A 21,514-nucleotide genomic window follows, 5' to 3' on the forward strand; every position below is an offset into this window, starting at 1 on the left:
GGCACCGGGAATCGTGCATCTCCTTCATCGTGAAGTGCCTTCACGATAGCTCCCCGCGCCTATGCTGGAGACGTGATCACCACCGGATCGGCCGCCCTCGACACGGCGCTGCAGCTCGGCATCGCCGTCTGCCTGCTGCTGTCGCTGGTGCTGCTCTGGCGCAACTACCGCGGCCGCTGACCCGGCGCCGGGCTCACCGGTTGCGCCAGATCGGCGCCCGCTTCTCGGCGAAGGCCGCCGCGCCCTCCCGGGCGTCCTCGCTGGCCAGCACGGGGTCGCTGATCGCGGCCTGCTCGCGCCAGGCACGGTCGGCGTCCCACCCACGCGCGGCGACCGCGATCCGCTTGGTCGCCGCCACGGCCAGGGGGCCGTTCAGGGCGATGGTCCCGGCGAGTTCCAGAGCACCGGCCAGCGCCCCTCCGGACGCGGTCAGCCGGTTCACCAGGCCGACCTCGGCCGCCCGGGCCGCGTCGATCGGCTCGCCGGTCAGCAGCATCTCCAGCGCCAGCGCCCGGGGCATCCGCTCGGTCAGCCACAGCGCGGCGCCACCGGCGGCCACCAGCGACCGCTTGACCTCCGGCACGCCGAACCGCGCGTCCTCGGCGGCGACGACGAGATCGCAGGCCAGCAGCAGCTCGAACCCGCCGGCCAGCGCCCACCCCTCGACCGCGCCGACGAGCGGCTTGCGCGGCGGCGCCTGGACCAGACCGGCGAACCCTCGGCCGGGCACGACGGGCAGCTCTCCGCGCAGGAAGCCCTTGAGGTCCATCCCGCTGCAGAAGGTGCCGCCCGCACCGGTCAGCACGCCCACCCGGAGGTCGTCGTCCCCGTCCAGCAGGTCGACGGCCGCCGCGATCCCCTCGGCGACGGCGAGGGAGATGGCGTTGCGCGCCTCGGGCCGGTCGATGGTCAGGACGAGGACGGCGCCGCGGCGCTCCACCAGCAGTTCGTCGGTCACACCGACCTGCCTAGCGCATCGCGGGCCCCGGGTCACCCGCGCCGCGGGCCGGCCGTCGCCAGCAGGACGGCGACCAGCGGGAGCACCAGCGCCGCCGAGACGCCGGCGACCAGCCCGTACCCGCCCCAGCTCAGCAACGGGCCGCCCAGGACTCCGGCCAGCGCCGCGCCCAGGCCCATCAGCAGGTCGGTCCCGCCCTGGGCGGTGGGCCGCTGCGCGGCGTCGACCGACTCGGTGACCAGCGTCGACCCGGCGACGAGCCCGCACGACCAGCCCAGGCCGAGCAGGAACAGCCCCACGCCCAGCTGGCCCGCGTCGGCCGGACCGGCGGTGCCCGACAGCGCCGCGGCGGCGAGCAGCAGCCCGGCCGCGAGGGCCACGACCGCCCGCCGGCCCGCGCGGTCGGCCAGCCAGCCCACGACCGGCGAGAACAGGTACATGCCGGCCACGTGCACGCTGATGACCAGGCCGATCAGCCGCAGCGTCGTCCCCTCGGGGCCGTGGGCGTGGCCCATGTGCACCGGCGTCATGACCATCACGCCGACCATCACCGCGTGCGAGACCACGACGGCGGTGAGCCCCAGCCGCCCGCCGGGGGCAGCCCACACCGCGGCCAGCGCCGACCGCGTCGCGCGGCGCGTGCGCGCCGGCGCCCCCGCGCCGCCACCACGCAGCCTGCGGGCGAGCAGCAGCGGGTCCGGCCGCAGCAGGGTCAGCAGGAGCGCGGCGACGAGCAGGAAGACCGCGGCCGAGAGCGCGAAGCCGCCGCCCAGGGACGGCAGCCCGAGCCGCACCCCGAGGTCGGCGCCCGGGCCGGCCAGGTTCGGGCCGAGCACCGAGCCCACGCTCGTCGCCCAGACCACCAGCGACAGGTCGCGGCCGCGCCGCGCCGGGGTCGCGAGGTCGGCCGCGGCGTAGCGGGCCTGCAACCCGCAGGCGGTGGCCGCCCCGAAGGCGAACAACCCGGCCAGCAGCAGCGGCAGGGACGACAGCGCCGCCGCGACGACGGTGACCACCGCCCCGGCGACGGCGACGGCGAAACCGGCGGCCAGCCCCGCCCGGCGCCCGGCCCGGTCGCTGATCCGGGCCAGCGGGACGGCGAGCACCGCCGCCCCGAGCACTCCGGCGGTCTGCCCCAACCCGGATGCGGCGTCGCTGCCGGCGACGTCGCGGGCCAGCAGGCCGCCGAGGGTGATGCCGATCGTGACGCCGAGACCGCTCAGCGCCGTTCCCCCGGCGAGGACGGCGACCGTGCGCCGCTGGACCCCGGCGAGGTCCCGGGCGGCCGCGGGATCGGCGCGCGTGCTGTCCACCGGAGCCTCAGAGCCCCAGCGAGCGGCCGATGATCTCGCGCATGATCTCGTTGGTGCCGCCGTAGATCGACTGCACGCGCGCGTCCCGCCAGGCCTTCGACACCGGGTACTCGTCCATGTAGCCGTAGCCGCCGTGCAGCTGCAGGCAGCGGTCGGCCACCTTGTTCTGCAGCTCCGAGGTCCAGTACTTGGCCATGGACGCGTCGACGGCCGACAGCTCCCCGGCGTTCAGCCGCCGCACGCACTCGTCGACGAACGTGCGGGCGATGGTCGTCTCGGTGTGCAGCTCGGCGAGGACGAAGCGGCTGTGCTGGAAGCTGCCCACCGGCCGGCCGAACGCCGTCCGGTCACGGACGTAGTCCAGCGTCTGCGCGAGCACCGTCTCGGCCGAGGCGACGGCGGTGACCGCGATCGACAGCCGCTCCTGCGGCAGGTTGTCCATCAGGTGGCCGAAGCCGCCGTTCTCCGTGCCGAGCAGGTTCGCCGCCGGCACCCGCACCTCGTCGAAGAAGAGCTCGGCGGTGTCCTGCGCCTTGAGCCCGACCTTCTCGAGGTTGCGGCCGCGGGTGAAGCCGGGCATGCCGCGCTCGACCACCAGCAGGCTGGTGCCGCGCGAGCCCGGCGCGTCGGGATCGGTGCGGGCCACCACGACGACGAGGTCGGCGTTGATGCCGTTGGTGATGAACGTCTTGGCGCCCGACAGCACCCAGTCGGCGCCGTCCCGGCGGGCCGTGGTGGTGATCGCCTGCAGGTCGCTGCCGGTGCCGGGCTCGGTCATCGCGATGGCGGTGATCAGCTCTCCGCTGCAGAAGCCGGGCAGCCACCGCGCCTTCTGCTCCTCGGTGGCCAGGTCGCGCAGGTAGGGGCCGACGACGTCGTTGTGCAGGGTGAATCCGACGCCCGACGCGCCGATGCGGGCGAGCTCCTCGTCGACGACGACGTTGTAGCGGTAGTCACGCACCCCGCCGCCGCCGTACCGCTCGTCGAGGTCGGTCCCGAGCAGCCCCTGCGCGCCGGCGGAGGTCCACACCTCCCGCGGCACGATGCCCTCGGCCTCCCACCGGTCGTGGAACGGCGCGACGGTCTTCTCCGCCCAGGCGCGCACCGTGGCGCGGAAGTCCTCGTGGTCGGCCTCGTGGAGCGTGGAGCGCATGGCGGCAGTGTGCCCCAGGCCACCGACGCCGCCGCGTGACCCGATCAGGGGTACTCGGCGGCGGACGACCGGTCGCGCGCGGCGGAGTGTCGTACCCCGGGGTGACACTGGCTGCGTGTCCGCTCTCGACCGGTTCTCCGAGGCCACGAAGGCCTGGTTCACCGGTGCCTTCGCCGAGCCGACGGCCGCCCAGGAGGGCGCCTGGACGGCGATCAGCTCCGGCGGGCACGCCCTCGTCGTCGCGCCGACCGGCTCGGGGAAGACGCTGGCCGCCTTCCTGTGGTCGCTCGACCGGCTGGCCAGCACCCCGCCGCCCGCCGAGGAGATCCGCCGCTGCCGGGTGCTCTACGTCTCGCCGCTCAAGGCGCTCGCGGTCGACGTCGAGCGCAACCTGCGGGCACCGCTGACCGGCATCGGCCAGGCGGCCCTGCGGCTGGGCCTGCCCCGGCCGGAGATCACCGTGGGCATCCGCTCGGGCGACACCCCGGCCGAGGAGCGCCGCGCCTTCGCCAGGCGGCCACCCGACATCCTGATCACCACGCCGGAGTCGCTGTTCCTGCTGCTCACCAGCCAGGCGCGGGAGGCGCTGCGCGGCGTGGAGACGGTGATCGTCGACGAGGTGCACGCGGTCACCGACTCCAAGCGCGGCGCGCACATGGCGGTCACCCTCGACCGGCTCGACGAGCTGCTGGAGCGGCCGGCCCAGCGGATCGGGCTGTCGGCCACGGTGCGGCCGATCGAGGAGGTGGCCACCTTCCTCGCCGGTGGGCGCCCGGTGGAGGTCGTGGCGCCCGGCTCGGCCAAGCAGTGGGACCTGTCGGTCGTCGTCCCGGTCGAGGACATGAGCGCCCTGGGCCAGCCGACCGGCGAGCTGGACGGGTCGGCCGCGGGGAACCAGCCCCGGACGTCGATCTGGCCCGCCGTCGAGGAGCGGGTGCTGGACCTGGTCGAGGCCTCGCGCAGCACGATCGTCTTCTCCAACTCCCGGCGGCTGGCCGAGCGGCTGACCAGCCGGCTCAACGAGCTGGCCTACGAGCGGCAGACCGGCGAGCCGGTGCCGGCCGGCTCGACGCCGGCCCAGCTGATGGCGCAGGCCGGCGCCGGCGGGGGCGTACCCGAGGCGTTCACGCCGGTCGCCGCGGCCCACCACGGCTCGGTCTCCCGCGAGCAGCGGGCGGTGGTCGAGGAGGCGCTGAAGTCCGGCCGGCTGCCGGCCGTCGTCGCCACCTCCAGCCTGGAGCTCGGCATCGACATGGGCGCGGTCGACCTGGTGGTGCAGGTCGAGGCGCCGCCCACCGTGGCCGCGGGCCTGCAGCGGGTCGGCCGCGCCGGGCACCAGGTCGGCGCGGTGAGCCGCGGCGTGCTGTTCCCGAAGTACCGCGGCGACCTGGTGCAGTGCGCCCTGGTCGCCGAGCGGATGAAGGCCGGCGCGATCGAGTCGATCCGGTACCTGCGCAACCCGCTCGACGTGCTGGCGCAGCAGATCGTGGCGATCGTCTCCGAGAAGCCGCGCACGGTCGACGAGGTCGGCGCGCTGGTCCGCCGCTCGGCGCCGTTCGCCGGGCTGCCGGAGTCGGCGCTGCACGCGGTGCTCGACATGCTCGCCGGCCGCTACCCCTCCGACGCGTTCGCCGAGCTGCGGCCGCGGCTGACCTGGGACCGGGTCACCGACACCCTCACCGCCCGCGGCGGCGCCCAGCGGCTGGCGGTGACCAGCGGCGGCACCATCCCCGACCGTGGGCTGTTCGGCGTCTTCCTCGTGGGCGGCGAGACCGGGGGCCGGCGGGTCGGCGAGCTCGACGAGGAGATGGTCTACGAGTCCCGGGTGGGCGACGTCTTCCTGCTCGGGTCGTCGTCCTGGCGGATCGAGGAGATCACCCACGACCGGGTGCTCGTCTCCCCCGCCCCGGGCCAGCCCGGGAAGATGCCGTTCTGGCACGGCGACGCGCCCGGCCGCCCCCTGGAGCTCGGCCGGGCGCTGGGGGCGTTCCTGCGCGAGGTCGGCTCGGCCGGCCCCGAGGCCGCCCGCGAGCGGGCCCGCGCCGCGGGCCTGGACGAGTGGGGCGTCGACAACCTGCTGGCCTACCTCGCCGAGCAGAAGGCCGCGACCGGCCACCTGCCCGACGACCGGACGCTGCTGGTCGAGCGCTTCCGCGACGAGCTCGGCGACTGGCGCCTGGTCGTGCACTCCCCCTTCGGCGCGCAGGTCAACGCCCCCTGGGCGCAGGCGCTCGCCGCCCGGTTGCGCGAGCGGTACGGGGTCGACGTCGCGTCCATGCACTCCGACGACGGCATCGTGCTGCGGCTGCCCGACACCACCGGCGAGCCGCCCGAGGCCGACCTCGCCGTGCTCGATCCCGACGACGTCGAGCGCGAGGTGACCGCGCAGGTCGGCGACTCGGCCCTGTTCGCCAGCCGGTTCCGGGAGTGCGCCGCCCGCGCCCTGCTGCTCCCCCGCCGCGACCCGCGCCGGCGCACCCCGCTGTGGCAGCAGCGCCAGCGGGCGGCCCAGCTGCTCTCGGTGGCGGCCGAGTACCCCGGGTTCCCGATCACGCTCGAGGCCGCCCGCGAGGTGCTGCAGGACGTCTACGACGTGCCGGGCCTGGTCGAGCTGATGCGCGACGTGCAGGCCCGCCGGGTCAAGGTGGTCGACGTCCAGACGCAGACGGCGTCCCCGTTCGCCACCTCCCTGCTGTTCGGCTACGTCGGGCAGTTCCTCTACGAGGGCGACGCGCCGCTGGCCGAGCGCCGCGCCCAGGCGCTCGCCCTGGACACCGGCCTGCTCGCCGAGCTGCTCGGCCGCTCCGAGCTGCGCGAGCTGCTCGACGCCGAGGCGCTGGCCGAGGTCGAGGCCGAGCTGCAGCGGCTGCCCGCACCGCGGCACCCCCGCGACGTCGACGGCGCGGCCGACCTGCTCCGGTACGTCGGCGACCTCACCCCGACCGAGGCGGCGGCCCGCGGCGTCCCGGCGGACTGGCTGGCCGAGCTCGTCGCGTCCCGCCGGGCGATCGTCGTCCGCATCGCCGGCGAGGAGCGGCACGTCGCGATCGAGGACGCCGGCCGGCTGCGCGACGCGCTCGGCACCGCGCTGCCCGTCGGCGTGCCGGAGGCCTTCACCGAGCCGGTGGCCGACCCGCTGGGCGACATCGTCGGCCGCTACGCCCGCACCCACGGCCCGTTCCAGCCCGACGAGGTGGCCCGCCGGCTCGGCCTGGGCGTCGCGGTCGTCACGGCGACCCTGCAGCGGCTGGTGGGCACCGGCCGGCTGGTCACCGGCGAGTTCCGGCCCGGCGGCACCGGCCAGGAGTGGTGCGACGCCGACGTGCTGCGCTCGGTGCGCCGGCGCAGCCTGGCGAAGCTGCGCCAGGAGGTCGAGCCGGTGCCGATCGGCACCCTGGCCCGGTTCACCCCCGCGTGGCAGTCGGTGGGCAGCCGCCAGCGCGGCACGGACGGCGTTCTCGCCGTGGTCGAGCAGCTGGCCGGGGCCCTGGTGCCGGCCAGCGCGCTGGAGTCGCTGGTGCTGCCCTCGCGGGTGCGCGACTACTCCCCCGCGATGCTCGACGAGCTCACCAGCGCCGGGGAGGTGCTGTGGGCCGGCGCCGGCGCGCTGCCGGGCAACGACGGCTGGGTGAGCCTGGTGCCCGCCGACGTCGCGCACCTGCTGCTGCCCGAGGCGCTGGAGCCGCCGGAGGAGGGCGGGTACGGCGCCGCCGTCCTCGAGGGCCTCGCCGGCGGGCAGGCGATGTTCTTCCGCGGGCTGTCCGACCTCGTGGGCGCGACCGACGACGCCGCACTGGCCGACGCGGTCTGGGACCTCGTCTGGTCCGGGCAGCTCACCAACGACACGCTCGCGCCGCTGCGCACCCGGCTGGCCGGCGCCGGGACCCACCGCCGGGCTCCCGCGCCCCCGCGGGCCCGGGTTTCCCGCTACGGCCGCCCGCGGCTGGGACGGCCGGCGATGCCGACCCGCGGCGGGCCGCCCACGGTCGCCGGCCGGTGGTCGCGGCTGCCGGAGCGGGAGGCCGACCCCACCCGCCGCACCACCGCCCGCGCCGAGGCGCTGCTCGAGCGGCACGGCGTGCTGACCCGCGGCGCGGTCATGGCCGAGCAGGTCCCGGGCGGGTTCTCCGCCGTCTACCCGGTGCTGCGGGCGTTCGAGGAGAACGGCCGGGCCCGGCGCGGCTACTTCGTCGAGACGCTCGGCGCTGCCCAGTTCGGCACCCCCGGCTCGGTCGACCGGCTCCGCGGTTTCGCCGCACCCGACCGGCCCGCCACCGGCACGGTGGTGCTGGCCGCGACCGACCCGGCGAACGTCTACGGCGCCGCGCTGCCGTGGCCGGATCGTCCCGACGGGGCGGCGGCCGGGGCGGACGGCGACGGCGCCGTCGACACCGGCGCGGTCGACATCGGCGAGGGCACGGCGGCCCGGCGCGGCAGCGGCCACCGGGCCGGGCGCAAGGCCGGCGCCCTCGTGGTGCTCGTCGACGGCGACCTGGTGCTCTACGTCGAGCGCGGCGGCAAGACGCTGCTGTCGTGGACCGAGGACGAGCAGGCGCTCAAGGAGGCGGCGACGGCGCTGTCGGGCGCGGTGGCCGCCGGGGCCCTGGGCCGGATGGTGGTGCAGAAGGCCGACGGCGCGTCGGTGCACGAGTCCACGCCCCTGTCGGCGGCGCTGCAGGCGGCCGGGTTCGCCGCGACCCCGCGCGGGCTGCGGCTGCGGGGCTGACTACCGCCGGGTGGGTGGGTGGAGCCAGCCGTGCAGCAGCCGGGTCAACGCCGGCATGACCACGTAGCCGAGCAGCAGCACCACGACGGTGGCCGACAGCAGCAACCGTGCCGGGAGCGGCCAGCTCTCCAGGTGCGGCGCCACGAGGAGCTGGAAGCCGAGCGTGATGCCGAAGACGGCGACCACGGTCAGCACCGTCGAGCGCCAGCGCGGGCCGGGCCGGGCCGGCCGGGTGAAGAAGCTGTCGAGGCCGGCCACCCGCGAGATGCGCTCGCCGTCCACCATCTCCCGCATCGACGCCAGCGCTGCCTGCCGCTGCGGCGACCGCTCCCAGGCGGCCAGGGCCGCGTCGTCGCTGAAGCGGTAGACGAGGTGGTACTCGGAGCTGCCCGGGCCCGGGCGCAGCAGGGTGCCACCGAGGTTGCCGGGGAAGGTCCGGGCCACGCGCAGGACCTCCTCGGCCCACTCCTCGAAGGCCTGGCGCCGGTGCGGCCGGACGACGCGGGCGGCCGTCACCGTCACCGGCTCCGGGCGGTGCGCGACGACGTCGGTCCGGGCCAGCCGGGAACGGAGAGCGAGGGCCTGCACACTCGGGTCAACACGCACGCGCGGCGTGGTCATCCTGGTGTCGGCGCTCTCACAGCGCACGCGCCCGACCGGTCCCCGGCCGCACCGCCGCCGCATCCCCGCCACCTGGTCGTCGGGACCGGAGCCCGCCCCGCGGGTCGGCTACGTTGGCCGGCGGCCGGCCCCGGGGGCGGTCACGGGTGACGGCCGCGCCGTCCTGGCCGGGAGGCACCGATGTCGGAGACGTTCGTCGAGCCGTCCACGGCGGTCGCGACGCCGGGCGCGGTGACCGAGGCGCTGCGCGCGGTCGACTACCTGCCGGACGAGACGATCGCCGGGACCGTCCACCTGGCGGCCGCGCTGGAGAAGCCCGTCCTCGTCGAGGGACCGGCGGGGACGGGGAAGACCGAGCTGGCCAAGTCGGTCGCCCGCGCCACCGGCGCCCGGCTGATCCGCCTGCAGTGCTACGAGGGCCTCGACGAGGCCAAGGCGCTCTACGAGTGGGACTACCGCAAGCAGTTGCTGCGCATCCAGGCCGGCAACACCGGGCAGCCGACCGGCGAGCGCTGGGACGACGTCGAGGGTGACATCTTCAGCGAGCACTACCTGCTGCGCCGGCCGCTGCTCGAGGCCATCCGCGCCGAGGACGACGTCGTCCTGCTGATCGACGAGGTCGACCGGCTCGACGTCGAGACCGAGGCGCTCCTGCTGGAGGTCCTCTCCGACTACCAGGTCTCCATCCCCGAGCTCGGCACGGTGACCGCCCGCCGCCGGCCACTGGTGTTCCTGACCTCGAACAACAGCCGGGAGCTGTCCGAGGCGCTCAAGCGCCGGTGCCTGTTCCTGCACGTCGACTACCCGTCACCCCAGCGGGAGCGGGAGATCGTCCTCGCCCGCGTGCCGGGGATCTCCGACTCCCTCGCCGGCCAGGTGGCGAACGCGGTCGCCGGCCTGCGCCAGCTGGACCTCAAGAAGCGGCCCTCGGTGTCGGAGACGATCGACTGGGCGCGGACGCTGCTGCTGCTCGGCGTCGCGGAGGTCGACGGCGAGGCGCTGCTGCGGCACCTGTCCGTGCTGCTCAAGCACCAGAGCGACATCGAGCTGGCGCGGACCCGGCTCCGGTGAGCCCGGCGTGCTGACCGCCGTCGAGGGCCTGGTCGCCGAGCTGCGCGAGGTCGGCGTGCCGGTTCCGGTGAGTGCCGTCGTGGACGCCGCCCGCGCGATGACGCGCATCGACGTCCTCGACCGGGGCGCGGTGCGCGTCGCACTGCGCGCGGTCCTGATCAAGGACGCCGGGCACCTCACGACCTACGACACCGTCTTCGACACGTTCTTCGCACTGCAGGAGCCGGCCGAGGACGAGGAACCCGGCGGGGCCGGCGGGGACGGGGACGGCGGTCACCGGGGGCCGCGGCGCGGTCCGGCACGTGGCCTCCAGCACCTCGACGATGACGCGCTCCGCGACCTGCTGGTGCAGAGCCTGCGGGAGGAGGACGCCGTCCTGCTGCGGGCCCTCGCCCGCGTGGTGGTCGACCGGCACGCCGCCGTCCGGCCCGACCGGCCCCAGGACGTCGGCTACAACCTCTACCGGGCCTTGCGCATGATCGACTCCAACGAGATCGTCGTCCGCCTCGCCCACGCGGCGGACCCGGAGGCCGACGGGGACCGCGTGCCCTCCGAGGTCGCCCGGCTGGCGGCCCGGGCGCAGGCGCAGGAGCTGGGACGGGCGCTGGAGACCGAGATCCGCCGACGCCTGGTGGCCGACCGCGGGGCGGAGGACGTGGCCAGGAGACTGCGGACCCCGCTGCCCGAGAACATGGCGTTCCTGGGTGCGTCGCCGACCCAGGTGGCCGCGATGCGCGAGGCGCTGCGACCGCTCGCCCGCTCCCTCGCCGCCCGGATGGCCCGACGGCGTCGGCAGCACCACCACGGCGCGCTGGACATCCGCCGCACCCTGCGCACCGCCATGAGCACCGGCGGCGTCCCCGTGACGCCGCTGTTCCGCCGGCCGCACCCGGCCAAGCCGCAGCTGGTCGTCCTCGCCGACATCTCCGGGTCGGTGTCGACCTTCGCCACCTTCACGCTGCAGCTGATCCACGCGCTGCGCTCGGAGTTCACCTCCATCCGCAGCTTCGCCTTCGTCGACGCCATCGAGGAGGTCACCGACCTGATCGACGGGGCCGCGGACCCCACCGAGATCGCGCACGTGCTCAACGAGGCCGGAGCCGGCGTCGGGTTCAACGGGCGCAGCGACTACGGCAACGCCCTCGCCGGTTTCGCCGAGCGGTGGGCGCCGCAACTCACCCGCCGCACCACGGTCCTCGTGCTCGGGGACGCGCGCGGCAACGACCTCGATCCGAGGACCGAGGCCCTCGCCGACGTGCGCCGGCAGGCAGGGGCGGTGCACTGGCTCAACCCCGAGCCCCAGGAGTCGTGGGGCACCGGCGACTCGGACATCAGCCGGTACGCCGCGCACTGCGACACCGTCGTGGAGTGCCGCACGCTCCGCGACCTCCGTGCCTTCACCGAACGACTCGGCGCGGCGGCCGCCTCGGTCGCTCCCGGGGGGCAGCCGGCCGTGGCGGACGCGGGACGGCGACGGCACGACCACGCAGCCGGGCACCACCACCACCACCACGCGCACTGACCGCAGCGACCGCACCCGGCGCGTCGGCGGGGCCCGGTCCCCGGCAGCGCGGGGACACCGCCCCCGAGCCCGGGCCGGGCCGGGCGGGGACACTGGAGGACGTGCCCGAGGGAGACACCGTCTGGCTGGCCGCCAAGCGCATGGACCAGGCCCTGGCGGGGGCGACGCTGCGCCGCGGCGAGCTGCGGGTGCCCCAGCTGGCCGCCACCGATCTCGCCGGGCGGACCGTGCGCGAGGTCGTGCCCCGCGGCAAGCACATGCTCATCCGGCTGGCCGACGGCTGGACGCTGCGGACCCACTACCGGATGGACGGCAGCTGGCACGTCTACCGGCCCGGCGCCCGGTGGCGGGGCGGGCCGGCCTTCTCGGTGCGGGCGGTGCTGGCCACCGACGAGTGGGAGTGCGTCGGGTACCGGCTGCACGACGTCGCACTGGTCCGCACCGAGCACGAGGACACGCTGGTCGGCCACCTCGGCCCCGACGTCCTCGGGCCGGACTGGGACCTCGGCGAGGCGCTGCGGCGGCTGCGGTCCCACCCCGACGAGCAGGTGGGCGTCGCGATCCTCGACCAGCGCAACCTCTGCGGCCCCGGCAACCTCTACAAGGCCGAGGCGCTGTTCCTCACCGGCGTCCACCCCTGGGCCCGCGTGGGGGACGTCGACCACGCTCTCCAGCCGCTGGTGGACCGGGCCCGCACGCTCATGCTCGCCAACCGCGACCACCCGGAGCAGAGCACGACCGGCGACCTGCGCCGAGGCTTCGACCACTGGGTCTACGGGCGCCAGGGCCGGCCGTGCCGGCGCTGCGGCACGCCGATCCTCCTGGGCGAGCAGGGGCCGCAGCTGCAGGAGCGGGTGACCTACTGGTGCCCGGCCTGCCAGGCGGCACGGACGCCGATCGACCCGATGGCCCGCACCGGCGAGCCGGGCCGCCCGCGGCCGACCGCGACCCCCGGATGAGGAAGGACCCCGCTGCCCCCACCGCTCGCGAGCACGCGGCGGGCCCCTGCAGCGGGGGCCATCGGGTTCCTCAGGCGCCCTCGGGCCGCTGCACCGGCTGGGCCACGGGGTCGGCGGCGGCCGGCTCGGCCACCGGCGGGGCGCCCTGCTCGATCGCCCCCGCGGCCGGGGTGCCGGTCACCGCGGCCGGGCCGCCACCCATCGAGGCACGGATCTGGTCGAGCCGGGAGGCGCCGGCGACGTCGAGGGTCGCCTTCTCCACCTCGAGCATCCGGCCCTCGACCGAGGTCTGGGCGAGCTCGGCCTGCCCGAGCGCGTTGGCGTAGCGCCGCTCGATCTTGTCGCGGACCTCGCTCAGGCTCGGCGTGTTGCCCGGCGCCGAGAGCTCGTTGACCTGACGCATCGAGTCGGCCACGTGCTCCTGCATCTTGGCCTGCTCGAGCTGGCTCATCAGCTTCGTGCGCTCGGCCAGCGTGGTCTGCAGCCGCATGCGGCTCTGCTCGACGGCGCCGCGCGCCTGCTCGGCGGCCTGCAGCGCCTCGTCGTGGCTGCGCTTGAGGTCCTCCATCGCCTGCTCGGCGGCCACGAGCTGCGTCGCGAACGCCTGCGCGGCCTGCTCGTACTCGGCGGCCTTGGCGGCGTCCCCCTTGCCGCGCGTCTGATCGGCGAGCATGAGGGCCTGGCGTGCGGAGGCCTGGAGCTTCTCGACCTCACCGAGCTGGCGGTTGAGCCGCATCTCCAGCTGCCGCTGGTTGCCGAGCACGGCGGCGGCCTGGTTGGCCAGCCCCTGGTGCCGCTGCTGCTCGGCCTCGATGGCCTGGGCGATCTGGATCTTCGGGTCGGCCTTCTCGTCGATCTTCGCGTTCGCCGACGCCGTGAGGTACTTCCAGAACTTCACGAACGGGTTGGGCATGGGTCCTCCGCTGTCAGTCGCCGGCTGCGTCCCGCCTCGGCACCCGCGGGGGGCGCCGTCGGGCGTCGTCCTCCTCATCGTCCCAGGTGCCGGCGCTCCACAGCCACCAGAGGCCGCGCGGCGGCCGTCCTGGCTACGCTCGGCCGATGGCGGTCGCGGGCGAACCCCGGTTGACGGTGCTCGGTGAGCTGGTGGTCGACATGCTCCCCGATCCGGGGGACCAGGGCGGTCCGCACGGCACGGCGCCGCGGTACGTCGCCGCCCCCGGGGGCAACGCGCTGAACGTGGCGGTGGCCGCCGGCCGCCTCGGCGCGCCGGTGTCGCTGCTGGCCCGCCTCGGCACCGGTCCGCTGGCCGCGCCGCTGCGCCGGCACGCGGAGCAGTCCGGGGTGGACGTCAGCGGCTTCGTCGCCGCCACCGAGCCGGTGAGCCTCGCCGTCGTCGGGCTGGGACCGGACGGGTCGGCCGACTACGGCTTCCACGTCGCCGGGGCCGCCGACTGGCAGTGGACCGACGAGGAGCTGGCCGCGGCGTTCCCCGAGGCGACGGCGATCCTGCACGTCGGGTCCATCTCCAGCTGGACCCCGCCCGGCTGCGAGGCCATCGCCCGCCTCGTGGAGCAGGTCAGCGGCCGGCTGCTGGTGAGCGTCGACCCGAACATCCGGCCGATGCTCGCCGAGGGGCCGGTCGGCGCCTCGCTCGGCAACGACCCGGACGCCGTCCGGAAGCGGCTGCAGCGGCTGCTCGCGCACGCCGACGTGGTCAAGGTCAGCGCCGAGGACTTCGCCTGGCTGCACCCCCGGGCCGACCGGGACCTGGGGACGTCGGTGTGGGCCGAGCGCGGCCCCGCCCTGGTGATCATGACCGACGGCGGGCAGCCGCTGCGGGTGGCCCGGCCGGGTCGTCCGCTGCTGCGGCGGGAGATCCCCCGGATCGAGGTGGTCGACACCGTCGGCGCCGGGGACTCCCTCGCGGCCGGGCTCTTCGCCGGCCTGTTGCGCCGAGGGGTCGCCACGCGTGCAGCGCTCACGGCGCTGTCGGACGACGACCTGCTGGAGGTCGTGGACGAGGCCGCGCTGGTGGCCGCGCTCAACTGCACCCGCGCCGGCGCCGATCCGCCGACGCGCGCGGAGGTGGACGCGGCGCGGGGCCGGCCCGCCTGACGGCGGACACGGTCCCGGGCCCCGCCGTCCGGACGGGCGCGCTCCGCCCGGCCGGGACGGCTTGCTCCCCTAGACCTAGACGGCGCCGGCGCGGGTGGCGCCGCCTCCTCCGCCGACGGTGCCGCCGCTGTCGCCGCTGGTTCCGCCGCTGATCGTCTGCCCGGTCGACTGCGCGTGCTCCACCTGCTCCAAGCGGTCCTCGGCAGCCATCTCGGTGAGACGGGCGCCGGCCTCGGCGTCGCGGGTGAGGTTCTCGCCGGTCTGCGGGTCGAAGACGTGGACCTTGCGGCTGTCGAGCCAGAACTCCGCCTCCCGGCCCTCCCGGATCCGGCTGGTCGAGTCGATGGAGACGATCGCCTGGGTACGCAGCTCCTCGGAGTCCAGCTCGCGGGACAGGTCGCGCAGCTGGTTGCGGATCTCCTCGGGGGCGTCGTAGGGGATGTAGGCGAACTGCGAGTCGCCCAGCCACTCGGTGACGTCGACGCGGGCGCGGAACAGCGAGCCGTGCGGCCGCTTGGCCTCGTCGACCAGCGACGCGTCCTCGAAGTACTCCGGCCGGATGCCGACGAGCAGCAGGTCCCCCTTTCCGCGCACCGCCGCCAGCCGCTTCTCGTCGAGCTCGATGGTGCCGAAGGGCGTGGACAGCCGGTTGTCGCCCTCGAGCGTCGCCGGGAGGAAGTTCATCGGCGGCGAGCCGATGAAGCCCGCGACGAACAGGTTGACCGGCTGCTCGTAGAGCTCGCGGGGGGACGCGACCTGCTGGATCTTGCCCTTGCGCAGCACGCAGACCCGGTCGCCGAGGGTCATGGCCTCGGTCTGGTCGTGGGTGACGTAGACGGTGGTGATGCCCAGCCGGCGCTGCAGGCGGGAGATCTCCGTGCGCATCTGGCCGCGGAGCTTGGCGTCGAGGTTGGACAGCGGCTCGTCGAACAGGAACGCCTCGGCCTGGCGGACGATGGCCCGGCCCATGGCGACGCGCTGCCGCTGACCACCGGAGAGGTTGGCCGGCTTGCGCTCGAGGTGCTCCTTCAGCTCGAGCACGTCCGAGGCCTCGTTCACCCGGCGTCGCACTTCGTCGTCCGGGGTCTTGGACAGCCGCAGCGGGAAGGCGATGTTCTCGAAGACCGTCAGGTGCGGGTAGAGGGCGTAGTTCTGGAAGACCATCGACAGGTTCCGGTCACGCGGGGCGAGGTCGTTGACCCGCTTGCCGCCGATGACCATGTCCCCGCTGGTGATGTCCTCCAGCCCGACGATCATGCGCAGGAGCGTGGACTTCCCGCAGCCGGACGGCCCGACGAGGATCATGAACTCGCCGTCGGCGATGTCGAGGCTGACGTCGTTGACCGCGGGGAACCCGTCGCCGTACTGCTTGACGATGTTGCGCATCTCGATGGAGGCCATCAGTTCTCGTCCCCTCGGGAGGTCGGTGGGGTGGGGGGCTGGGCGATACGGGACACGGCGCGCGTCACCCCTTGACCGCGCCGTTGGTGAGGCCGGCGACGATGCGCCGCTGGAAGAGCAGGACCAGGACGACGACCGGGATGGTCACGATGACCGCGGCCGCGGCGATCGCACCGGTCGGGTCCTCGAACTGCGAGGCGCCGGAGAACAGGCCCAGCGCCGCGGGCACCGGGCGGGCCGCGTCGGTCGAGGTCAGCGAGATGCCGTAGACGAAGTCGTTCCAGGCGATGAAGAACGCGATGATCGCCGTGGTGAAGACGCCGGGCGCGGCCAGCGGCACGATCACCTTCCGGAACGCCTGCCAGGTCGTGGCGCCGTCGACCTGGGCGGCCTGCTCCATCTCCCACGGGATCTCGCGGAAGAACGCCGACATGGTCCAGATCGAGATCGGCAGGGTCAGCGACAGGTACGGGATGATCAGCCCGGGCCAGGTGTCGTAGAGGCCGATCTGCCGCCACACGTTGAACAGCGGCGTCACGATCGAGATCACCGGGAAGATCGCCACCACGAGGGCCGTGGACAGGATGAGCTTCTTGCCGGGGAAGTCCAGCCGGGCGATCGCATAGGCGGCGAACATCGACAGCAGGCAGGAGATCGCCGTGGCGATCAGGCAGATCCCGAAGCTGTTGCGCAGCGCTGGCAGGAACAGGTCACTGCCCTGACCGGTGAGGATCTCCGAGTAGTTCCCCCACGTGGGGTTGGACGGCAGGAACTGGCCGTTGGCCAGGTCCGACGGGGCCTTGAACGACACCGAGACGATCCAGGCGATCGGGAACAGGCAGTAGATCAGGATCCCGATGCCGGCGACGATCCACCAGTTCTTCTCCTTGCGGGACATCACTCACCCCTCGCCGACGACAGGTCGACCTTGAAACCCTTGATGAACGAGAGCGCGAGCAGCACCACGCTGGTGAACAGCAGCACCGAGACCGCCGACCCCAGCCCGATCTCCAGCCGGGAGATGGTCTGGCGGTAGGCCAGGAACGACACCGACTCGGTGTTGTTGGCCCCCGCCGTCATGATGAAGATGCTGTCGAAGACGCGGAAGGCGTCGAGGGTGCGGAACAGCAGGGCGACCATGATCGCCGCCTTCATGTTCGGCAGGGTCACCTTCCAGAGCCGCTGCCACCAGGTGGCGCCGTCGACCTTGGCCGCTTCCTGCAGCACCTCCGGCACCTGGGCCAGGCCGGCGAGCAGCAGCAGCGAGATGAACGGCGTCGTCTTCCAGATCTCGGCCAGGCAGATGACCAGCAGCGACGACCACTGGCCACCGAACCAGTCGGTGTCCGCGGAGACCCCCGGTATCCACGCGAACCAGCTGTTCACGAAGCCGGTGTTGATGTCGAAGGCGAACTGCCAGGCGAACGCCGACACGACGGTGATGACCGCGTACGGGATGAGGATCGCCGCCCGCACCAGCGGCCGCAGCGACCTGAGCATCTTGGCCATCACCATCGCCAGGGCAAAGCCGAGGACGAGCTCGACCAGCACGGTGACGACGGTGATGAACATCGTGACGCCCAGCGCCGTCCACCACAGCTGGTCGGTGAGGACCACCCAGTAGTTCGACAGGCCGTTGAAGGACCGGTTCTCCGGGTCGGTCAGCCGGTACCGGAACAGCGAGTCGTAGACCGCCTGCAGGATCGGGTAGGCGGTGACCGCCAGCATGACGAAGAACGCCGGGCCGGCCAGCATCCAGCCGAGCTTCCGCTCGGCCCGCGAACGGTCGCTGATGGTGCCGTGCGGAGCCGAGACGGGTTGGGTCTTCTCGACCGGGGGGAGCGTCGTCTGGGTCATAGCAGCTCGTCTCCTGCCAGGACGGATTCGATCAGGGCCGTGGCCGCGTCCGGGGTGGACTGCGGATCCACCGCCGTCGGCGGGTGGTACTCGCGCTGCAGCCCGCCGGACACCTCGCTGTAGTACGGGGTCTGCGGCCGCGGGGCGGCGAGCTCCAGCGACTCCCGGATGGTGTCGGCCATCGGGTAGGCCTCCTGCACCTCCGGGTCGTCGTAGACCGCGGTGCTGGCAGCCGGGTTGCCGTTGGTGATCATGTACTCGGCCTGGTTCTCGTCCGAGACGATGCACTCGGCTGCCTGGAAGGCCAGGTCGACGTTCTCGCTGAACGCACCGATGCCGAGGTTGATGCCGCCGTACGGCGGGGCCTGCTCGGTGTCGGCGTCCACCCGCGGGTAGAGCGTCCAGCGGTAGTCCTCGGGGACCGACGGGTCGAGCGTGCCGGCCTCCACCGCGGACAGGGCACGGGCGTAGACGAACGGCCAGTTGACCATGAAGCCGCCGCGGTCGCCCTCGAACCCGGTGGCCGAGGCGTCCTCGCCCTCGGTGGAGAACGCCGCGCTGACCTGCCCGGAACGGCCGACCGCCCGCATGACCTCTGCCGCCCGCCGCCCCTCGTCGGAGGTGAGGCCGAGCTGGATCTGCTGGGGGTCGTCGGCGTTCTCCGCGATGATCTCGCCGCCGGCCGAGGCGACCAGCGCGTTCAGCCACACCGTCAGCGACTCCGCGCGGGTGCCCTGGGCGCCGATGAGGACGTCCTGGCTCTGCGCCGCGGCGATGATCTCGTCCCAGGTCCAGGTGTCCGCGGCGTCGACGTCCAGGCCGGCGGCCTCGGCGACCGAGGCGCGGTACCAGAGCAGCTGGGTGTTGGCCCAGAACGGCACCGCGACGATCTCGTCGTTCCAGGTGGAGCCCTGCACGGCGCTCTCGACCACGCCCTCCGTCACCCGCTCGGCGAGGTCCTCGGGGACCGGGGCCAGGAAGCCGGCCTGCGCGAACTCGGGGATGAAGGGCGGGTCGAGGCTCATGATGTCGATCGACGCGTCATTGGCCGCCAGCCGCCGGACGAGCTGCTCGCGCTGGCCCGCCGCCTCTCGGGGCAGCACCGCGGTGCTGATCCGGTAGGCTCCGCCGGCCTCCTCCGTGCAGCGTTGCGCGATCGTCGCCTGTCCCCCGGAGTCCGGGTTGATGTACCAGGTCAGCGTGGGGGCACCCCCCGAGTCCCCGCCGCACGCGGCCAGCGTGGAGGCCAGCACCAGGGCTGCAGCACCCCCGCCTACCTGCCTCCGTCTCCGGTTGGACATCCGACACCGCCTCCGTCTCCGGCGAGCTCCGACGATCACCGCGTGAGAGGTACCGTGGCCCTGCTCACAACGGTCCGCAAGTCGGTCGTCACCGGTCCGAGACCGCCGCGTCCCCGGTGGTCACGGGCGGTTGACGATCGCCGAGGGGGTCGTGAGCTCCTGCGGGGTCCGGGGCAGCACCGTGGCGTAGTAGGACCGCGCCGCCCGGGTCGTCCCCACGTCACGCCCGGCAGACTCGGACAGGAACCACCGGTGCTCGAGGACCTCGTGGAACACCTCGGCCGGGGCGAGCCGGCCGGCCAGGTCCGGCGGAATGGCGTCGACCACCGGCTGGTACACCTCCGCGAGCCACCGGTGGGCGGCGACGGGCTCGGGCACCGGCCCGCCCGTCTTCTGCTCCAGCCAGGCCCGGAAGGCCCGGATGTCGTTGAGGAGCCGGCGCGCCTGGCGTTCCTGCACCTCCAGGCCCGTCAGCCGGAACAGCTCCCGGCGGTTCCCGCCCGGCTCGGATACGCGGGTCTCCACCCGGAGCCGCACGCCGTCGGGGGTGTCGAGCAGCTCGACCTCGCCGACGTCGAAGCCCAGGTCGTTGAGCCGCTGGAGGCGCTCGGCCACGCGGTAGCGCTGCTCGTCGCGCGAGAAGAACTCCTCCCGGGTCACCTCGTCCCAGAGGGCGGCGTAGCGCTTGGGCAGGTCGTCGGCCACCTCGATCGGGTCGATGCCGTCGGGGAGGAGGCCGCCGGCCATCAGGTCCATGAGCTCCGCGCCGACCCGCTCCCGGGCGAGCTCGACGTCGTACAGCCGGCGGCCGGCCGAGAGGGACGGCTGCCGGTCGACGGTCTCGGCGTCGACCAGGTAGGCCGCCAGCGTGCCGGCGTCGAGCCGGAACAGCGTGTTGGACAGCGAGCAGTCGCCCCAGAAGATGCCCGCCAGGTGCAGCCGGACGAGCAGCACCACCATCGTGTCGAGGAACTGCTCGGCGCTGTGGTCGCCGGTCGGCCGCGAGAACAGGTACCGGTAGGACATCGAGTACTCGAGGTACCGGGTGACGAGGATGGCCTGCTGGTCGTCGGGCCGGTCCACGCAGATGCCGAGCACCGAGACCGCCGGCAGCCCCTCCTCCTCGAACTGGCTCAGCAGGGCGTACTCGTGGCGGGCGAGCGGCTCGGCGATCTCCTTGAGGGCGTAGACCCGCCCCTCGGTGGCGACGAACCGGACGACGTGGCGCGAGATGCCGCGCTGCGGCACGTCGATCGTCAGCTCCGGGTCCCACTCCTCCAGCGGCTGGTGCCACGGCAGGGCGAGCAGCGCCGCACCGTCGCTGGCCGGGGGTCGGAAGAGGTACCGCAACGCATGTGCTCCGCAGGGTCCGGGCGCGCCGCACCGCTGGGGTCGCGACGCTGCGAGGAGATCACTGTGGCACGGTCGCGGGCCCTCCGCACCGACAGCCGCGCCCTCAGCCCGGTAGCTCGGGCGTGCCGAGGACGGTGGCCAGCCGCCACGCCTGCCGCCGCCGTGCGGCCGCCTCGGCGGGCTGGAGCACCAGGCCGAGCAGCCAGCGGCCGGCGACCTGCGCGCCGTCGGCGTCGGCGGGCAGCGCCGCGGCCAGCAGCGCGGTCAGCTCCGCCCAGCGGTGCGGACCGGCGCCCAGCAGGGCGACGAGCGGACCGGGGTCGGTGGCCGCCATCGTGCGCAGCACGGGGTGCCCGGCCACCTCGTCGGCCAGCAGCACCAGGGCCTCGGGCGGGGAGAGGACGGCGGCGGCGTCGGCCAGCCGGCGCAGCTCGGCCGCCAGCAGGGCGCGGACGACGTCGTCCTTGGTGCGGAAGTGGTTGTACAGCGTCGCCTTGGCCACGCCGGCGGCCGCGGCGATGCCCTGCATCGTGGCGCCGCGCACCCCGGTGGCGGCGAGTGCGACCGCGGCGCCCCGCAGCAGACCGGCGCGCGTGCGGCTCATCGCCGCCCGCGGCCCCGGGGAGGGGTGCACCCGGCTACGCGGCCAGGGAGACCGCCTCGCCGCGGCGCAGCCCCGCGCGCGCGGGCTGACCGGCGCCGACCAGGGCCAGCGCGGGCTCGGCTGCCGGGGCCTCCGCGGCCTCCGCGGCGGCCTCCGGCGCCGGGCGGGCGCCCGCGGCGGTCGGCGGCACCGGACGCAGGCCGCCGTCGGCGCCGCGCAGCTCCGAGCTCACCTCGGCGAGCAGGTCGGCGAGCCCGAGGTCGAGCGCGTCGCAGATCGAGGCGAGCAGTTCCGAGGACGCCTCCTTCTGCCCGCGCTCGACCTCCGACAGGTAGCCGAGGCTGACGCGTGCGGCGCCGGAGACGTCGCGCAGCGTGCGGCGCTGCCGCAGCCGGTGCCCGCGCAGGGTGTTCCCGAGCTGGGTGCGCAACAGCGTCATCGGCCGTCTCCTGTCCTGCTGGTGCGGAAGCGGCGACACCCCGGCGGTGTGCTCGGAGGCGTCGTGCGCTCACGGTACGCGGCGCCGGGGACAGGGGTGCGCCCATCCCGCCGGCGTCCGCTCATGGCGTAACGCCGAGGTCGTGCCGGTCCTTCCGCCC

The 21,514-nt window shown here is 74.6% G+C and carries 17 protein-coding genes; 5 read left to right on the forward strand and 12 right to left on the reverse strand.

Features of this window, described 5'->3' with window-relative positions; translation table 11 throughout:
• Positions 1 to 193: 193 nt before the first annotated feature.
• From ACK586_RS15840 to ACK586_RS15850, 3 genes are read right to left on the reverse strand one after another with little or no spacing between them, the layout of a single operon-like run.
• Positions 194 to 958 carry a crotonase/enoyl-CoA hydratase family protein gene (locus ACK586_RS15840; RefSeq protein ID WP_409331456.1) on the reverse strand — a complete coding sequence of 255 codons (765 nt, stop codon included), beginning with the start codon at positions 956 to 958 and terminating at the stop codon, positions 194 to 196.
• 32 nt (positions 959 to 990) lie between these two features.
• Positions 991 to 2,271, reverse strand: coding sequence for an MFS transporter (locus ACK586_RS15845; RefSeq protein WP_409331457.1), 1,281 nt, complete (start codon positions 2,269 to 2,271; stop codon positions 991 to 993).
• A 7-nt stretch (positions 2,272 to 2,278) separates the two neighbouring features.
• Positions 2,279 to 3,424 carry an acyl-CoA dehydrogenase family protein gene (locus tag ACK586_RS15850; RefSeq protein ID WP_409331458.1) on the reverse strand — a complete coding sequence of 382 codons (1,146 nt, stop codon included), beginning with the start codon at positions 3,422 to 3,424 and terminating at the stop codon, positions 2,279 to 2,281.
• A gap of 115 nt (positions 3,425 to 3,539) precedes the next feature.
• Between ACK586_RS15850 and ACK586_RS15855 the strand changes: the two genes are divergently transcribed.
• The gene (locus ACK586_RS15855; RefSeq protein ID WP_409331459.1) at positions 3,540 to 8,150 is read left to right on the forward strand and encodes an ATP-dependent helicase; all 4,611 of its coding nucleotides are present in this window, start codon (positions 3,540 to 3,542) and stop codon (positions 8,148 to 8,150) included.
• Here ACK586_RS15855 and ACK586_RS15860 read toward each other — a convergent pair whose 3' ends face one another.
• Entirely contained in the window at positions 8,151 to 8,738 is a 588-nt protein-coding gene (locus ACK586_RS15860) for an antibiotic biosynthesis monooxygenase (RefSeq protein WP_409331460.1), read from the reverse strand.
• 213 nt (positions 8,739 to 8,951) lie between these two features.
• Here ACK586_RS15860 and ACK586_RS15865 point away from each other — a divergent pair, with 213 nt between their 5' ends.
• The 3 genes from ACK586_RS15865 to ACK586_RS15875 all read left to right on the forward strand — a co-directional run bounded on the left by ACK586_RS15865 (position 8,952) and on the right by ACK586_RS15875 (position 12,323).
• Positions 8,952 to 9,842, forward strand: coding sequence for an AAA family ATPase (locus ACK586_RS15865; protein WP_409331461.1), 891 nt, complete (start codon positions 8,952 to 8,954; stop codon positions 9,840 to 9,842).
• 7 nt (positions 9,843 to 9,849) lie between these two features.
• Entirely contained in the window at positions 9,850 to 11,364 is a 1,515-nt protein-coding gene (locus ACK586_RS15870; RefSeq protein ID WP_409331462.1) for a VWA domain-containing protein, read from the forward strand.
• A 101-nt stretch (positions 11,365 to 11,465) separates the two neighbouring features.
• A complete protein-coding gene (locus ACK586_RS15875; protein ID WP_409331463.1) occupies positions 11,466 to 12,323 on the forward strand; it encodes a DNA-formamidopyrimidine glycosylase family protein in 858 nt (285 codons plus the stop codon).
• Positions 12,324 to 12,393: 70 nt separating this feature from the next.
• Here the strand turns inward: ACK586_RS15875 and ACK586_RS15880 are convergent, their stop codons facing one another.
• Complete coding sequence (locus tag ACK586_RS15880; RefSeq protein WP_409331464.1) at positions 12,394 to 13,236, reverse strand: PspA/IM30 family protein; 843 nt, start codon at positions 13,234 to 13,236, stop codon at positions 12,394 to 12,396.
• Positions 13,237 to 13,382: 146 nt separating this feature from the next.
• Between ACK586_RS15880 and ACK586_RS15885 the strand changes: the two genes are divergently transcribed.
• Entirely contained in the window at positions 13,383 to 14,399 is a 1,017-nt protein-coding gene (locus ACK586_RS15885) for a carbohydrate kinase family protein (RefSeq protein ID WP_409331465.1), read from the forward strand.
• A 75-nt stretch (positions 14,400 to 14,474) separates the two neighbouring features.
• Here the strand turns inward: ACK586_RS15885 and ACK586_RS15890 are convergent, their stop codons facing one another.
• From ACK586_RS15890 to ACK586_RS15920, 7 genes are all read right to left on the reverse strand, one after another.
• A complete protein-coding gene (locus ACK586_RS15890; RefSeq protein WP_409331466.1) occupies positions 14,475 to 15,800 on the reverse strand; it encodes an ABC transporter ATP-binding protein in 1,326 nt (441 codons plus the stop codon).
• A 64-nt stretch (positions 15,801 to 15,864) separates the two neighbouring features.
• The gene (locus ACK586_RS15895) at positions 15,865 to 16,698 is read right to left on the reverse strand and encodes a carbohydrate ABC transporter permease (RefSeq protein WP_409331467.1); all 834 of its coding nucleotides are present in this window, start codon (positions 16,696 to 16,698) and stop codon (positions 15,865 to 15,867) included.
• Positions 16,698 to 17,657 carry a carbohydrate ABC transporter permease gene (locus ACK586_RS15900; protein WP_409331468.1) on the reverse strand — a complete coding sequence of 320 codons (960 nt, stop codon included), beginning with the start codon at positions 17,655 to 17,657 and terminating at the stop codon, positions 16,698 to 16,700. Before ACK586_RS15900 ends, ACK586_RS15895 begins: the two co-directional genes overlap by 1 nt.
• On the reverse strand, positions 17,654 to 18,910 hold the full coding sequence (locus ACK586_RS15905; RefSeq protein ID WP_409331469.1) for an extracellular solute-binding protein: 1,257 nt from the start codon (positions 18,908 to 18,910) through the stop codon (positions 17,654 to 17,656). Before ACK586_RS15905 ends, ACK586_RS15900 begins: the two co-directional genes overlap by 4 nt.
• A gap of 168 nt (positions 18,911 to 19,078) precedes the next feature.
• Complete coding sequence (locus ACK586_RS15910; RefSeq protein WP_409331470.1) at positions 19,079 to 20,308, reverse strand: DUF4032 domain-containing protein; 1,230 nt, start codon at positions 20,306 to 20,308, stop codon at positions 19,079 to 19,081.
• 106 nt (positions 20,309 to 20,414) lie between these two features.
• Entirely contained in the window at positions 20,415 to 20,915 is a 501-nt protein-coding gene (locus ACK586_RS15915) for a TetR/AcrR family transcriptional regulator (RefSeq protein ID WP_409331471.1), read from the reverse strand.
• Between the two features lie 34 nt (positions 20,916 to 20,949).
• Entirely contained in the window at positions 20,950 to 21,354 is a 405-nt protein-coding gene (locus ACK586_RS15920) for a helix-turn-helix domain-containing protein (RefSeq protein WP_409331472.1), read from the reverse strand.
• Positions 21,355 to 21,514 lie beyond the last annotated feature (160 nt).

The organism is Trujillonella humicola (assembly GCF_046233715.1).
In the GTDB taxonomy this organism is placed as follows: Bacteria; Actinomycetota; Actinomycetes; order Mycobacteriales; family Geodermatophilaceae; genus Trujillonella; species Trujillonella humicola.